This is a genomic window from Pseudoalteromonas sp. SR44-5 (assembly GCF_014163675.1).
GTDB classification, from domain to species: Bacteria; Pseudomonadota; Gammaproteobacteria; order Enterobacterales; family Alteromonadaceae; genus Pseudoalteromonas; species Pseudoalteromonas rhizosphaerae.
The window spans coordinates 21209-37119 of the sequence record NZ_JACJDT010000048.1; the positions used below are offsets into that span (position 1 = coordinate 21209).

Annotated in this window: 17 protein-coding genes; 16 read left to right on the forward strand and 1 reads right to left on the reverse strand. The window is 35.7% G+C overall.

The window, feature by feature from the left end:
* Positions 1-651: 651 nt before the first annotated feature.
* Complete coding sequence (locus tag H5154_RS23790) at positions 652-783, reverse strand: hypothetical protein (protein ID WP_259398552.1); 132 nt, start codon at positions 781-783, stop codon at positions 652-654.
* Positions 784-871: 88 nt separating this feature from the next.
* On the opposite strand from H5154_RS23790, the gene rfbB reads away from it, so the two are divergent.
* From rfbB to H5154_RS19115, 16 genes are all read left to right on the forward strand, one after another.
* The gene (gene rfbB / locus H5154_RS19040) at positions 872-1975 is read left to right on the forward strand and encodes a dTDP-glucose 4,6-dehydratase (protein ID WP_182719283.1); all 1104 of its coding nucleotides are present in this window, start codon (positions 872-874) and stop codon (positions 1973-1975) included.
* A gap of 1 nt (position 1976) precedes the next feature.
* A complete protein-coding gene (gene rfbA, locus H5154_RS19045; protein ID WP_182719284.1) occupies positions 1977-2855 on the forward strand; it encodes a glucose-1-phosphate thymidylyltransferase RfbA in 879 nt (292 codons plus the stop codon).
* Positions 2852-4294 (forward strand): lipopolysaccharide biosynthesis protein, encoded by a 1443-nt coding sequence (locus H5154_RS19050; protein ID WP_182719285.1) that lies wholly within the window; start codon positions 2852-2854, stop codon positions 4292-4294. The genes rfbA and H5154_RS19050 overlap by 4 nt, the downstream gene beginning before the upstream one ends.
* A gap of 2 nt (positions 4295-4296) precedes the next feature.
* The gene (locus tag H5154_RS19055; protein ID WP_182719286.1) at positions 4297-5388 is read left to right on the forward strand and encodes a DegT/DnrJ/EryC1/StrS aminotransferase family protein; all 1092 of its coding nucleotides are present in this window, start codon (positions 4297-4299) and stop codon (positions 5386-5388) included.
* Complete coding sequence (locus tag H5154_RS19060; protein WP_182719287.1) at positions 5381-5833, forward strand: GNAT family N-acetyltransferase; 453 nt, start codon at positions 5381-5383, stop codon at positions 5831-5833. The genes H5154_RS19055 and H5154_RS19060 overlap by 8 nt, the downstream gene beginning before the upstream one ends.
* Positions 5830-6744: a 1-aminocyclopropane-1-carboxylate deaminase/D-cysteine desulfhydrase gene (locus H5154_RS19065; protein WP_182719288.1), complete on the forward strand. Its 915-nt coding sequence runs from the start codon at positions 5830-5832 to the stop codon at positions 6742-6744. Before H5154_RS19060 ends, H5154_RS19065 begins: the two co-directional genes overlap by 4 nt.
* Positions 6741-7748, forward strand: coding sequence for an ATP-grasp domain-containing protein (locus tag H5154_RS19070; protein ID WP_182719289.1), 1008 nt, complete (start codon positions 6741-6743; stop codon positions 7746-7748). The genes H5154_RS19065 and H5154_RS19070 overlap by 4 nt, the downstream gene beginning before the upstream one ends.
* 1 nt (position 7749) lies before the next feature.
* Positions 7750-8793: a TDP-N-acetylfucosamine:lipid II N-acetylfucosaminyltransferase gene (locus H5154_RS19075; RefSeq protein ID WP_182719290.1), complete on the forward strand. Its 1044-nt coding sequence runs from the start codon at positions 7750-7752 to the stop codon at positions 8791-8793.
* Between the two features lie 113 nt (positions 8794-8906).
* Complete coding sequence (locus H5154_RS19080; protein WP_182719291.1) at positions 8907-9806, forward strand: glycosyltransferase family 2 protein; 900 nt, start codon at positions 8907-8909, stop codon at positions 9804-9806.
* Positions 9807-9812: 6 nt separating this feature from the next.
* Complete coding sequence (locus H5154_RS19085) at positions 9813-10874, forward strand: EpsG family protein (protein WP_182719292.1); 1062 nt, start codon at positions 9813-9815, stop codon at positions 10872-10874.
* Between the two features lie 100 nt (positions 10875-10974).
* Positions 10975-11769: a glycosyltransferase family A protein gene (locus H5154_RS19090; RefSeq protein WP_182719293.1), complete on the forward strand. Its 795-nt coding sequence runs from the start codon at positions 10975-10977 to the stop codon at positions 11767-11769.
* Between the two features lie 4 nt (positions 11770-11773).
* The gene (locus tag H5154_RS19095) at positions 11774-13000 is read left to right on the forward strand and encodes a glycosyltransferase family 4 protein (protein WP_182719294.1); all 1227 of its coding nucleotides are present in this window, start codon (positions 11774-11776) and stop codon (positions 12998-13000) included.
* On the forward strand, positions 12993-13592 hold the full coding sequence (locus H5154_RS19100) for a sugar transferase (protein WP_182719295.1): 600 nt from the start codon (positions 12993-12995) through the stop codon (positions 13590-13592). The genes H5154_RS19095 and H5154_RS19100 overlap by 8 nt, the downstream gene beginning before the upstream one ends.
* Entirely contained in the window at positions 13585-14214 is a 630-nt protein-coding gene (locus tag H5154_RS19105; RefSeq protein ID WP_220493424.1) for an acetyltransferase, read from the forward strand. The genes H5154_RS19100 and H5154_RS19105 overlap by 8 nt, the downstream gene beginning before the upstream one ends.
* A gap of 39 nt (positions 14215-14253) precedes the next feature.
* On the forward strand, positions 14254-15432 hold the full coding sequence (locus H5154_RS19110) for a DegT/DnrJ/EryC1/StrS aminotransferase family protein (protein ID WP_182719296.1): 1179 nt from the start codon (positions 14254-14256) through the stop codon (positions 15430-15432).
* 119 nt (positions 15433-15551) lie between these two features.
* A complete protein-coding gene (locus H5154_RS19115) occupies positions 15552-15899 on the forward strand; it encodes a four helix bundle protein (RefSeq protein WP_169020997.1) in 348 nt (115 codons plus the stop codon).
* Positions 15900-15911 lie beyond the last annotated feature (12 nt).

The window sequence follows — 15911 nt, forward strand, 5'->3', positions numbered from 1 at the left end:
GTTATAAAGCATGCGTTAATCTCTTCTCATTTATTCTAGCTCCCTTATTTTTGTGTAAATGATTTTTTCGGGCTTTCGCCACGAATGGTTTTTCGGTGTAGCGAACGCCTCGGTGCTCTCGGTGGTAAAAAATTAAGTAAATTCACCACAGAGGACACTGAGTTCACGGAGGTAGAGATTAGAGAGCTAATAAATTAACTTTTATCTAGCTTTTCTCGATGTAGCGAACGCCTCGGTGGTAAAAATGTTTTGTAGGTCGGGCTTTATGCCGCGCAGTTTTAATTAAGATATGTACAAATAAGTAAAGGTCATTGCTCTTAAGAAAAGTTATAAAGCATGCGTTAATCTCTTCTCATTTATTCTAGCTCCCTTATTTTTGTGTAAATGATTTTTTCGGGCTTTCGCCACGAATGGTTTTTCGGTGTAGCGAACGCCTCGGTGCTCTCGGTGGAAAAAAATTAAGTAAATTCACCACAGAGGACACTGAGTTCACGGAGGCAGAGATTAGAGAGCTAATAAATTAACTTTATCTAGCTTTTCTCGATGTAGCGAACGCCTCGGTGGTAGAACTTATTTTGTAAGTCGGGCTTTATGCCGCGCAGTTGTAACTAAAGTAAAAGGCTTACCACACAGAACACGTAGGAGTCGGCTTTAGCCACGAATGGTTTTCGGTGTAGCGAACGCCTCTGTGGTAAAATGTTTTGTAAGCAGGGCATTATGCCACGCTTTAAAGTAAAGGTTAGCCATAGAGATCCATTCAGAAAAGAAGGTATTAACTTTCATATTTGACCTGACTCTGGCTTAATTTAGGACTTGATACAGTAGCATAACTAAATTGCTATCTGATTTTTAAACTAATAAAGGATTGATTGTGAAAATTCTCGTTACAGGTGGAGCTGGTTTTATTGGTTCGGCTGTTACTCGCCACATTATTAAAAACACCAGTGACTCAGTTATTAACTTAGATAAGTTAACCTATGCTGGTAATTTACAGTCCCTAGAACATATCGAAAAGAGTGACCGCTATACATTTGAGCAAGTTGATATCTGTGACCGCGCAGAGCTTGACCGTGTTTTTAAACAGCATACCCCTGATGCTGTAATGCATTTAGCCGCAGAAAGCCATGTTGATCGCTCAATAACTGGTCCTGCTGAGTTTATACAAACTAATATTGTAGGCACTTATACCTTATTAGAGGCTGCTCGCGAGTATTGGAATACCCTTGATGATAGCGCTAAACTAGCTTTTAGGTTTCATCATATATCAACTGATGAAGTATATGGTGATTTACCACATCCAGATGAACAAGATGATAATGCGTTTGATAAAGAGCTGCCTTTATTTACAGAGCAAACCTCTTATGCCCCAAGTAGCCCATATTCAGCAAGTAAAGCATCTAGTGATCATTTAGTGCGAGCATGGTTAAGAACTTACGGCTTTCCAACTATAGTGACTAACTGTTCAAATAATTATGGGCCTTATCATTTCCCTGAAAAATTAATTCCATTAGTGATTTTAAATGCACTTGAAGGCAAAGATTTACCTGTTTATGGTAAAGGCGACCAAATTCGCGATTGGCTTTATGTTGAAGATCATGCACGTGCTTTATATAAAGTAGTGACTGAAGGCAAAGTAGGCGAAACATACAATATTGGAGGTCACAATGAAAAGCAAAATATTGAGGTTGTACAAACAATTTGCAGTATTTTAGATGAGTTGGTGCCTAAAAAACCTGAGTATGCTGAGCAAATCACGTTTGTAAATGATAGACCTGGGCATGATAGACGTTATGCAATTGATTCATCAAAAATGAGCAAAGAACTAAATTGGACGCCAATCGAAACCTTTGAAACAGGTTTGCGAAAAACGGTACAATGGTATTTAGATAATCAGCAGTGGTGTCAAAACGTTCAAAGTGGTTCGTATCAACGTGAACGCCTTGGTCAAATAAACACAAAAACTCAAGGAGAGTAAAGTGAAAGGAATTATATTAGCGGGTGGTTCTGGTACACGCCTTTACCCTATCACTATGGGTGTATCAAAGCAGTTATTACCCATTTATGATAAGCCAATGGTTTATTATCCACTTTCGGTGTTAATGTTAGCCGGTATACGCGAAGTGTTAATTATTACTACGCCTGAAGATATTGATTCATTTAAACGCTTATTAGGTGACGGCTCACAGTTTGGTATTGAGCTTAGTTATACAGTGCAACCTAGCCCCGATGGACTAGCCCAAGCATTTATTTTGGGTGAAGACTTTATTGGTAGTGATGACGTATGCTTAGTGCTTGGTGATAACATTTTTTATGGGCAAGGTTTTACCACTAAGCTTAAGCACGCTGTAGAAAATGCAAAAAACGGCCAAGGTGCAACAGTGTTTGGCTATCAAGTAAAAGATCCTGAGCGTTTTGGCGTGGTTGAGTTTGACCATAATAAAAAAGCGATATCAATCGAAGAAAAACCAACTAAACCAAAATCTCACTTTGCTGTAACAGGGCTTTATTTTTACGACAATTCGGTTGTTGAATTGGCGAAAAAAGTTGAACCATCTCATCGAGGTGAACTTGAGATTACCTGCTTGAACGAAATGTATTTAAAGCAAAATAAGCTTAATGTCGAAATGCTGGGCCGTGGTTTTACTTGGTTAGATACAGGCACCCATGAAAGTTTACTCGAAGCAGCACAATTTGTAGAAACAATTGAGCGATGCCAAGGCTATAAAATAGCCTGTTTAGAAGAAGTTGCGTTTCATAATGGTTGGCTAACGGCTGAAGACGTGGCAGTAAAAGCTAAGCTAATGTCTAAAAATGGCTATGGCAGCTATTTAGCAGATTTATTAAAAAATATATGAAATCCACTGCCAATGGTTTGAAGTGGAGTGCCATAGAACGGTTAGCTACTCAAGCTATTCAACTTATAGTTATGCTATTTTTAGCAAGGCTATTAGGACCAAATGTGTTTGGTCTAGTGGGTATGTTAGCTGTATTTATTGCAGTAAGCCAGGTATTTACAGATAGCGGTTTTACTGCTGCCTTGGTCCGTTATACTGAGCGTACAGAAAGTGATTTTTCAACGGCTTTTTACTTTAATATTTTTGTTGGTATTTTTTGCTATTCAGTTCTTTTTTTATCTGCGCCTTATATAGCGAGATTTTACGAGCAGCCAGAATTAGTTAATTTAGTACGTGTACTTTCCTTAACAATTGTGATTAATAGTTTCGCTATTGTCCAAAGAGCTAAATTAACCATTAGTATGGACTTTAAAACACAGGCTAAAGCTTCATTACTCAGCGTTGTTATCAGTAGTGGGGTGGCCTTGTATATGGCTGAACTAGACTACGGTGTGTGGGCTTTGGTAGCGCAAACATTAACGAATGCGTTTCTTTTGGTTATTTTATTGAATGTTTTTCACCCTTGGATGCCAAAAAAAGGATTTAGCAAAGACTCTTTTAATTACTTATTTGGCTTTGGTTCTAAATTATTAGTTGCATCGCTAATTGACACTGTTTTTAAAAATATTTATCAAATGGTTATTGGTAAACAGTTTAATGCATCTCAGGTTGGTTTTTTTACCCAAGCAAACCAACTCTCTCTAATACCTGCAATGACTATGACGACAGTAATACAACGTGTAACCTACCCCATGCTAAGTAATATTCAAAATGATGTTAATAAATTTGAAGATACTTACTTATTGACTCTACGACTGGCTGCGTTAGTCGTGTTTCCTTTAATGGCGGGGTTAAGTATTTCAGCAGAACCATTTATTAGTATTGTACTGGGGTCTGAGTGGTTACCTGCAGCTGAACTGTTATCTATATTAAGCTTGGCATTTATGCTTTACCCAATACATGCAATAAATTTAAATTTGTTGCAAGTTAAAGGGCGCTCAGATATTTTTTTAAAGCTAGAAATTATTAAAAAAAGTTTAATTACTATCATGTTAGTTATTACCATACCACTTGGTGTTAAAGCTATGTGTATTGGTTTGTTAGCTCACTCATTTATTGCTTTTTTTATTAATTCTTTTTACACGGGCCTGTTTAGTCGTTTAAAAACGACTAAACAGATAGCTGCATTATTACCCATCTGGGGTTGTGTGCTCTTTAGTGGGCTGCTTACTTATATTTTTGCTTGGTATGTAATGGCAAGATATATCAATAGCCCCTATGTTCATCTACTAATTAACCTTACAGTTATGCCTTTGATATACATTAGTTTGATTCGTTGGACAGAAAAAGATTTATACACACAAATTTTACATGTAGTTTTTAGAAAAAGGTTGAATTAAAAATGGATAAAATAACAGTTACTTCACCACTGTTACCGCCTTTAGATGAATTAACACCATATCTTGAAGATATTTGGCAGCGAAAGTGGTTAACTAATAATGGTCATTACCATCAAAAGCTTGAAGACGAGCTGTGCAAGTTCCTTAATGTACCCTATATAAGCCTATTTTCTAACGGTACCTTGGCACTTATAACCGCTTTACAATCGCTAGAACTTACAGGTGAAGTAATAACAACACCTTACACGTTTGTAGCGACAGCTCATGCAATTAAATGGAATAATTTAACACCTGTTTTTGTTGATATTGATCCCGCCACATTTAATATCGATCCTTCAAAAATTGAAGCGGCTATAACTGATAAAACATCTGCTATTTTGCCTGTTCATGTATACGGTATGCCTTGTGATAATAATGCAATTGAAACTATCGCTAAAAAGCATGATTTAAAAATCATTTATGATGCTGCACATGCGTTTGGAGTTAAAGAGCACGAACAATCTGTTTTAAACTATGGCGATTTGTCTATTTTGAGTTTTCATGCAACCAAGGCTTACTCAACAATTGAAGGTGGGGCTGTTGTTTGCAAAACGTTAGAACAAAAAAAGAAAATTGATCAATTAAAGAATTTTGGCTTTGAGTCTGAAACGCAAATAAGTGTTTGTGGAATGAATGCAAAACTTAATGAAGTGCAAGCTGCTTTTGGGCTTGTTGCATTAACTAAAATTGACGAGTCGATAACTAAACGAAAACTAATTGCCAAAAAATACGATAAAGCATTCAGAGATATAGTTGGCATTAAAGTACTTGATAGCAATCTTACTTTAGAGCTTAACTATTCATATTATCCTGTTTTAATTGACGAAACAGAGTTTGGCTTAAGCCGTGATGAGTTACTTGAAAAGCTTCAAGAAAATAATATTCTTGCTAGACGATATTTTTACCCTTTAGTAACTCAGTTTGAACTTTATAAGGGCTATGCTAGCGATACTCCTAATGCTAAATTAATTTCTGATCAAGTGCTGTGTATACCAATTCATGATGCTTTAACCGAAGAAGAGCAAATTAAAGTTATTGAGGTTATTTGTGGTTAATTTATTAAATGAGGGCGATTTGTCATCCTTTTTTAAGCTTTTAAATCAAGTAGATGATGATTTTTCACCAACATTGTCATCACGAGTAGATTTAGAACAATACGCTTTAAAGTTACTTAAGGTTGCAACTGTTTTTGGAGTGTATAAGAAGAACCAGTTGGTTGGTGCAATTGCTGTATATATGAATGATCTAGATAGTAAAGTAGCCTATTGCCCATTTATTGCTATATTATCAAACTCTAGAGGGCAGGGGTTTAGCCAACTATTACTTGAGATTGCTATTGCAGAATTAAAATCTAAGCAATTTAATAGCCTGTCACTAACCGTAAGAGCAGATAGCCCAGCTAGTCATTTATATAAAAAAGTAGGTTTTCTGATTGTTAATGAATTCAATTATGAAGATAGTAATGTTAAAGGCTTAAAAATGGAATTGAAATTACTATGAAGTTAACAGCAACACCAATAATGCAAATTAATTATTTGGGTGTAAATCTGTTTATAAAGCGAGATGATTTATACCCGATTTCAGGAGGAGGTAATAAAGGCCGTAAGGCTGAGTATATTTTGGCTAAATGCATGGAAGAAGGTTGCAATGCGGTAGTAACCTGTGGCGGGGCGCAATCTAATCATGTAAGAGCCACTGCTATTCGCTGCAAAGAGCTGGGAATTGCATGTACTATAGTGATCCATGACTCTGAGCCGAACGACTTTTGTGGTAACTTAAAATTATTACAGATCCTAGGTATAAAAATTGTGTATTGCGACATGAGTGAGGTTGCAAAAGTGATGGACGCTGAAATGGCGGAACATACAAGGCAAGGTTTAAAGCCATTTTATATTTGGGGGGGGGGGCATTGTTTAGAAGGCACGCAAGCATTTTATGATGCCGCATTTGAAGCACACGCGCAATCTAACCTGCTGTTTGACTTTGTTTTTCACGCAAGTGGCACAGGTGCTACGCAAGCTGGATTACATTTAGGTTTTAAAAAAATAAATTCAGCTACTCAAGTTATTGGTATTAGTGTTGCTCGGCAAAATCCTCGTGGGTTAGAAGCAATTAGTAATTCGGTTTTAGAGTTTATTAACGTTAATAAACTAGATACTCAATTGTCAGCAGATATAGTACTTGATGATCAGTTTATTGCTGGAGGCTATGAAAAAACTAATCCTGAGCAGCTAAGTGTAATTAGAAGGGCCGCTGAACAAACAGGAATAATACTCGACCCTACTTATACGGGGAAGGCATGGTATGGTATGCAGCAGTATATTAAAAATGGAGTGGTGAAGCCGGGTAGTAATGTACTTTTCTGGCACACTGGTGGATTGTTGAACTTAATGGCGACAAAAGAAATATGAATATATTATTAACCTCAGTAGGGCGTAGAAGTTACCTAGTCAATTATTTTAAAGAAGCATTAAAATCTTTAAATGGTAAGGTTTTTGCTGCAAATAGTATTGAGACGTATGCCTTACAACAAGCAGATGCGTTTACATTAACACCACAAATATACTCTGCTGAATACATTGATTATTTAATAAACTACTGTGAGAAAAATAAAATAACGGTACTTATCTCACTTTTTGATATCGATTTACCAATACTAGCTAAAAATAAACAACGTTTTAAAGACATTGGTGTCGATGTCATTGTTTCAGATCCTGAAGTGATTGATATTTGTAATGACAAATGGAAAACATATCAGTTTTTGATTCAGCATAGTATTAATACTCCAGCGACGTATATTTCATTTTCAGAAGCAGTTACAGCGCTTAATAATAATAACCTTGAATATCCAGTTATTATTAAACCACGGTGGGGTATGGGATCTATTGGTATTTATAAAGCTGATAATTTAGAAGAGCTGCAAGTACTTTACAAAAAAGTGCGAAACGAAATTGAATCATCTTATTTAAAGTTTGAATCGAGTGCTGATATTGATAACGCAATATTAATTCAGCAGTGTATTACTAGTGATGAGTATGGTATTGAGGTTGTTAATGATTTACAAAAAAACTATGTAACTACATTTTGTAAGAAAAAGCTTGCGATGCGTTCAGGTGAAACAGATCAGGCAATCACCATTGAAAACTCAAAACTTTCATCAATTGGGCAAAGTTTATCATCAGCGTTAGGTCATATTGCTATGCTTGACTCTGATTGTTTGGAAATCAGTGGTGAGTTTTATGTTCTAGAGCTCAATGCACGATTTGGCGGGCAGTATCCATTTTCACATTTGGCAGGGGCAAATATCCCTAAACAAATAGTTGATTGGTGTACTAATTTTGCTACAAATAGTGAATATACAACAATTTCTTACAATGTATTGTGTAGTAAAGATATTACACCCGTAAAGGTCTAGCGTGAAAAGAATTTTACATGTGTGTTCTGATGAGAAGTTTATAGATTATGCTATTTCGAACTTTAAAAATATCGGCTATGTTGAAAATGATTTTGTAGTTATTACTAACAATGAAAGTTTAAAATATATCAAGGATAGAGATGTAGTTATTAAGTCTAGACAATCATTTTTAAAAGATATATTACTATATCGTTTAAGAACTTATGATGCAGTGGTTTTTCACTCAATGAATGAGCTGTTTAAATTATTTCTTAAATTTATCCCAAAAAGAATCAAAGTGTGTTGGATTGGTTTTGGTTTCGATTATTATATCTATAGCTCTCTTATAAAAGAAAAAAATAAAAAAAGTATTAAAAATTTTATTAAGAAAGAAATTTTCGATTTAGACGCATCCTATAAAAAAATCGATTACTTTTGTCCTGTTTTAGAAAGTGAATTTGAAAGTGTAGCACTGCAACTAAAATTAAATGCAAAGTATATAGATTGGAATTATGGTTCCTCAGATAAAATAGTAGAAAAGCTGAAAGCTGATTATGTTAATGGTGATTCGATACTGCTAGGTAATAGTGCATCTGAAACTAATAATCATATTGAAATAATTGATGGGCTAGTAAAAGCAAACGAGAAAAGAGAAGTGGTTATTCCATTATCATATGGCGATAATAACTATGCAGAAATGATAATTTCCAAGTTAAGTACCACATCTTTGAACTATACGATATTAAGAGATTTTTTAACACAAGAAGAATACTTTAATATCCTTAAAAGGTGCTCATTTGTTATTATGAATCACAAAAGGCAACAGGCAGCAGGCAATATATTGATAATGCTATCTTTGGGTGCCAAGGTTTTTTTGGATAAGGAGAATCCATTGTATGACTATTTTAAATGTCTTGGTTTCAAGGTGTTTAATAAAGATAATTTCAATTGTGATAATATGTCAAAGGACGATGTAGCAATAAATAAAGAATTGAGCCTTAAGTCCTTTAACTCAGAAATTACTATAAATAAAACAAAAGCTCTTATTGACAAATTGATAAACTAACAAGTTGATAAGTTAATAGATTGTTCGCATGGTGGAGTAATGGTTTCCTCTTTTTTTGTGAGAGTTAATAACCATATAATACTTGGTATAAGATACTACTTATGGAAAATGAAATGAATAATATAGAAAGCGAGTTACCATTCATCAGCGTTATTATACCTACATACTATGATTGGGAGCGCCTACAGCTTTGTGTTAATGCTTTAAATAAGCAAACATACTCAGTGAAAAATTTTGAAATTATAGTTGTGAATAATGCTCCTGATGATAAAGCTCCTGATTCCCTTGTTTTACCAGAAAATTGTTTCTTATTAGATGAGAGAAAACCAGGATCTTATGCGGCAAGAAATAAAGCGCTTAGTATTGCTAAAGGCGATGTATATGCATTTACTGATTCTGATTGTCAACCAAAAGAAGACTGGTTAGAAGTTGCTATTGACTACTTAAAGAAAAACCCTCAAATCGATCGAATTGGTGGTGAGATAAGTTTGTTTAGCGAAAATGAAAAAATGAACTGGTTTGAAATTTACGAAGTTTTTTTTGCATTCCCTCAAGAAGAGTTTGTACAAAGTGGTATGGCTGCAACGGGCAATATGATTAGTAGAAAATCGGTTTTCGATGAGTTGGGAGTATTTAACGAAAACTTAATGTCAGGTGGAGATGGGGAGTGGGGCCGAAGGGTCTTTAAACAAGGAAGTCAAATTACTTATCTTAGGAATTGTGTCGTTTTTCATCCAACTAGAAGCGAATTTAAAGACATACATACAAAAAATAAACGCTTGGCGGGCGGGCACCTATCGGTAGCGAGAAGCGCAGGTAAAAAGTCAGTTGCAATTCTGTTACTAAAAAAAATATTACCTCCTTTTACTGGAATAAAGCGAGCATTTGCTAATCCAAATCAACCTACTAAGAAAAAATTAATTGCGATATTAGTTTGCTATTACCTTAAATTGAAAGCTTTATCTGAAATGCTAAGTTTATTATTGGGTTCTGGATCAGAAGAAAGAGTTTGATATTTTATGGTATTATATATATTTATTTTCCCTATATCAGTGGCTATTTTATTTTTATTTGCTAATAATAAGCAACAGAGAAAAATCTCACTGGTAATTATTGGCTGCTTTTTAAGTTGGTTAGTAGGCTTTAGAGCACCAGAAGTAGGGATTGATACCTTAGCTTATTATGACCTTTATGAACAAGTTGTTTCTGGCTCTAATGAGGCTTGGTTAACTGTGAAGTTAGGCTGGGTATTTATTTATACTAGTCTATTTTCAGATTGGCTCGGTGCAGACGCTTCATTTGTTACTTTTATATACGCATTATTAACTATTTTTTTTATTTTTAAAGCTGTTTATTATGAAAGTGATAATATTAGCCTATCGATTGCAATATTTTTGTCAGGGTTAGGTCTATTTGCGTTTATGCACAATGTGATGAGACAAGCTTTAGCTACAGCTATTATTTTATATAGTGTTCGTTTTATCTATCAGCGTAATCTAATTAAATTTACCTTAGTCACTATTGTCGCTATGGCGACACATATGTCGGCTATATTCTTTTACCCTTTCTATTTTCTAACTGCTTTTAGGTTTCCTGTTACTTGGTTATCAATGCTGTGGGTTGCGTCACTTCCATTTATAATATTTAAAGAAATGATTTTGAAAGTTTTGAATGTCTTTAGTTTTCTTATTCCTGGCCAATATATAGGTTATTTAGATAGTAGCACCTTAATGGACAAAGGTGGTGTTTCTGGAGTCGGAATGGTTCTTTTATTGAAGCAGCTTATACTTGTCCTTTTACTTATAGCTTATAAGCGGAATTTAGATTCTGAAAGAAAAAGAGTGATATTTTTACTTGCTTTATTTTCTATAATTATTGGTAATTACACTCTGGGCTTGGGAATACTTGGTCGATTTAATACTTACCTTTCTATATTCCTTATTTTAGCTATTCCTTTAGCTATTGAATCATTAGTGAAATCACAGCATAGGTATGTTGCACATGGTATGTTGATAGTAGTCTGCTTTGTTATTTATATTCGTGGTTTAGTTGGCGAGGCTAGTGGTCTTTTGCCCACCTAGAAGTAAGGGAGCATGAAATGTTCTTTAGTTGTATGTTCAATTAGGATATTACATGCAACAAATTTTTCTATTGTAAGCAGTGATATAGAGGGAGTTTTTAGTGAGTCTAATCTCAATAATATTACCTACATATAAACCAGGTGATTATTTGTTAGATTGTTTGAAATCGATTGAGTTGCAAACATTAAATAATGATTTTTTTTGTGTTTATATAGGTCTGAATGGCCCCAGAGATAAGTTTGAAGAGTTAGTAATCAGTATTTTAAACAAATTTAACTTTAATTATAAATATTTCTACCTTCCAACAGCCGGTGTTTCTTTTGCTAGGAATAAGTTAATAGATGAGTCAACAGAAGAATACTTAGTTTTTATTGATGACGACGATATTATTTCAGTAAATTATTTAGAGAATTTACTGAAAGTGACCAATGAAAAAACAATGGGTATTACGAACGTTATTAATTTCAAAGTAAGAGTTGAGCAGCAATTTGATAACTATATCGGTCAATCGTTTGCTAATTTAGCATCTCAGGGGACCTCTCCGCTTATTTATCGAAAGTATTTTTCTTCACCCTGCGCAAAAATGTTACATAGGGACATGATAGGAAACACTAGATTTGATACGAACTTAGCAAGAGGTGAAGATGGCCTATTTATGGCTACTATTTCAAAGAATATTGATTATATTGCAAAATGCAGTAGTGATACTGTTTACTATGTTAATCATCGTCAAAACTCAGCAAGTAGAAAAAAAGTAGATAGGCGAAATGAATCTAAAAAACTCATATATTTAGTTAAAAAATACATGAGTATGCTTTTCTTCAAGGGTTACAGCTCTGCTTTTATTGCAACACGTGTTCTAGCTACACTCAATCATCTTAAGAAGTTATACTAATTATATGAAAATTATTTATCTACACCAGTACTTTGCTACTCCAGAATCAAACGCGGGGACGCGCTCGTACGAAATGGCGAAACGATTAGTTAAAAATGGCCACACTGTTACTTTTGTGACTAGTTCGGCTTACTTTTCTGATAATTATAATTTACGCAATGGCTGGAACTTTATAGAAATTGACGGCATTAAATTGCATGTTTTACATCTTGATTACTCAAATAAAGATAGCTTTTTAAAGCGAATTTTGAAGTTTATAAATTTTTCGATTAGGTCTACGTTAAAGTCGCTTTCGATCAAAGCTGATGTGGTTTTTGCTACTAGCACGCCATTGACAATTGCAATCCCTGGGTTAATTTATTCTAAACTGAAAAAAGTTCCCTTAGTGTTTGAAGTACGTGACCTTTGGCCTGAGTTACCTGTAGCAATGGGTGTTATAAAAAATAAGTGGATTATTAAAATTGCTACTTGGTTAGAAAAACACACTTACAAGAACTCTAAGCGTCTTATTGGTTTATCGCCAGGCATGTGCGATGGTATTACAAGGCATGGTATTCCAGCAGAGCACGTCACGTTAGCTACTAATAGCTGTGATACTGATTTATTTGATGTTGATAAAAGTGTTGGCTGCAACTACTTAGAGACTAAATTAAAGTTTGTTAATGGTCGTAAACTTATTGCTTATACTGGTACTTTTGGCCTAATCAATAAAGTTGGCTATATCGTTGAATTAGCGAAGGCAGCGCAAACTCTTGATGCTAATTTATGCTTTGTTGCTATTGGTGATGGTATGGAAAAACAGCAAGTGATTGCTGATGCAGAAAAAGCTGGGGTTTTAAATCGTAACCTTTATATATTACCGCCAGTTCCTAAAACAGAAATAGTGGATTTATTATCTGCTGCTGACTTGTCGTTATCTTTATTTGGGCCTGTAAAGGAGATGTGGCATAACTCTGCTAACAAGCTGTTTGATGCTTTGGCATCACAAACCCCAATTGCAATTAACTACGCGGGATGGCAAAAAGAGTTTATTGATGAGCATAATTGTGGCTTAGTTTTAGATGGCAGCGATTACGAAAAGGCATCTGCAAGTATTTCTCGCTTTTTAAATAATCAAAGTGAGTACGATAAAGCCGTTCAAAGTTGCAAACTGCTTTCGTATGAATACTTCTCAAGAGATATAATGGCCGCACGGATAGAGAAAACTTTAATGGAAGCTATTAATGATTAAACGTATTTTTGATTTTTTAGTTGCTCTATGTGCAATACTGACTTTATTGCCAGTAATTATGATTGTTGCTTTACTGATTCGTTTTAAACTGGGCTCACCTATTTTATTTACTCAAGACCGCCCAGGTTTACATGGTAAAGTATTTAAAATGATGAAGTTTAGAACCATGCTTGATGGTAAAGATAAGCAGGGGAACTTGCTGCCAGATAATGAGCGTATGACTAAATTTGGCGCATTTTTGCGATCTACAAGTTTAGATGAATTGCCCGGTTTATTTAACGTATTAAAAGGCGATATGAGCTTAGTAGGGCCAAGGCCACTGCTTGTGCAATATTTACCGCTTTATAGTGCTGAGCAAGCGCGTCGCCATAATGTACGACCTGGAATTACTGGTTGGGCACAAGTAAATGGTCGGAATGCAATTAGTTGGGATCAAAAGTTTAAATTTGATGTTTGGTATGTTGATAACCAAAGCTTGTTGCTCGACTTCAAAATATTATTACTCACCGTAAAAAAAGTTTTTGTTCGTGAAGGCATAAGTGCTGACGGGCATGTAACGATTGAGCCGTTTAAAGGTTCTAATAATGACTAAACAGTTAGCCATAGTTGGCGCAAGCGGCCATGGTAAGGTTATTGCCGATATTGCCGAGCTGCTTGGCTTTACTGTTAAATTTTATGATGATGCCTACCCTAGCAAAACCCACATTGAGCATTGGCCAATATATGGTACTTGCGCTGATTTAATTGCGCTAAAAAATCAAAGCCCCACGTGTAGTAATGATGTAGTTGTTGCAATTGGAAATAACGAAATTCGCCAGCAAAAAATAAAATTATTACAACAAAATAATTTTAATCTTATTACTTTGATTCATCCAACAGCAGTGATAAGTAAATATGCAGCAATAGCACAGGGCACCGTAGTTTTTGCGGGTGTTGTAATTAATGCATTTGCCAAAGTGGGTGCTGGTTGTATTATCAACACCGGAGCTGTTGTTGAGCATGATTGCATTATTGATGATTTTGCCCATATTTGCCCGAATGTCGCTTTAGCTGGCGGTGTTATTGTGGGTAGTAAAAGCTGGGTTGGTATTGGTAGCCAAGTAAAACAGTTAGTGTCAATTGGTAACAATTGTTTGATTGGTGCTGGTAGTACAGTTTTAAAAAATATACCTGATAATGTTACTGCATTTGGCTCTCCTGCAGTACCAAGATAAATTAGACACTCATTTCTATATGAAATTAATAGGAACATCATGTTAAATACCCCATTTTCTCCTTGGCCTAGCTTCACTCAAGAAGAAGCTGATGCTGTAAGTCGCGTAGTTTTGTCAAATAAAGTTAACTACTGGACGGGTACTGAAGGCCGCGAATTTGAAAAAGAATTTGCCTCTTGGGCAGGTAGCGAGTATGCAATCGCACTTGGTAATGGCACTTTAGCGCTTGATATAGCGCTTAAGGCGTTAAATGTGGGTACTGGCGATGAAGTTATTACTACGCCGCGAACTTTTTTAGCGTCTGCCTCAAGTATTGTAACTGTTGGCGCAGCACCTGTATTTGCTGATGTTGATTTAAATAGCCAAGCCATTACAGCTGCAAGTATTAAAGCGGTACTTACACCAAAAACGAAAGCAGTTATTGTTGTACACTTAGCCGGTATGCCTGCTGAAATGGATGAAATAATGGCGCTGAGTAAAGAGCATGGCTTTTATGTAATTGAAGACTGTGCGCAGGCACATGGTGCTAAATATAAAGGTCGCTCAGTCGGTAGTATTGGCCATGTAGGCGCGTGGAGCTTTTGCCAAGATAAAATTATGACCACTGGCGGCGAAGGCGGCATGGTAACCACTAATTCTAAAGAGTTATGGTCAACTATGTGGAGCTATAAAGACCACGGTAAAAGCTTTGATGCAATTTATAACCGCGAACACCCACCGGGGTTTAGATGGTTACACGAAAGCTTTGGTACTAACTGGCGCATGACCGAAATGCAAGCCGTACTTGGCCGTATTCAACTAACTCGTATGACAGAGTGGACTGCAAAACGCCAAACGTATGGCGCACAACTTGACCAAGCCGCAACTGGCTTTGATTGTATCCGTTTAGTTGAGGTTCCTGAATACATTGAACACGCTGAATATAAGCATTATATGTTTATTAAGCCTGAACAATTGGCCTCTGGTTGGGATCGCGACCGTATAGTTAATGTAATTGTAGAGCGTGGTGTACCGTGTTTTCAGGGGAGCTGCTCAGAAGTGTATTTAGAAAAAGCTTTTGACAACACCCCATGGCGCCCAGAAACACGCCTACCAAATGCAGTTGAACTAGGTGAAACGTCAATCATGTTTTTAGTCCACCCAACCCTTACAGAAGATGAAATAGCTAAAACAACCCAAGTTATGAAAGAAGTGTTTGGGTTAGCGAGTAAGTTATAGGTTCTAGGGAAGAGCTAAGTTTCGAGCCGTCAGCCGTCAGCCGTCAGATCACAGAGGTTATTTGCTTTTTAAATGTTTTGTACCTATAAGTTTTTAAAACACTTTAAAAGAGTAACTGAATGAATTTCGAAAAGTTAGAAGTATGGAAGCGTGCCGCACGATTGAGTGCTGATGTATATAAAAAGACAGCATACCTTAAAGATTTTGGTTTTAGGGATCAATTAACACGCTCCAGCCTATCAGTGCCTAGTAATATAGCTGAGGGGATGACTCGTGAAAGCAATAAAGAGCGGCTTAGATTTTTAGATATATCTAGATCTTCTTTAGCGGAAGCTAGAACACAGATTTATATTGGTATAGACATTAGTTATATAGATAAAAATATCGGCGCCCAGTGGATAAATGAAACCATTGAGTTATCAAAAATGTTGACAGCCCTAAAGTCAAAAATAAAATTTGATAGCTGATAGCTGATAGCT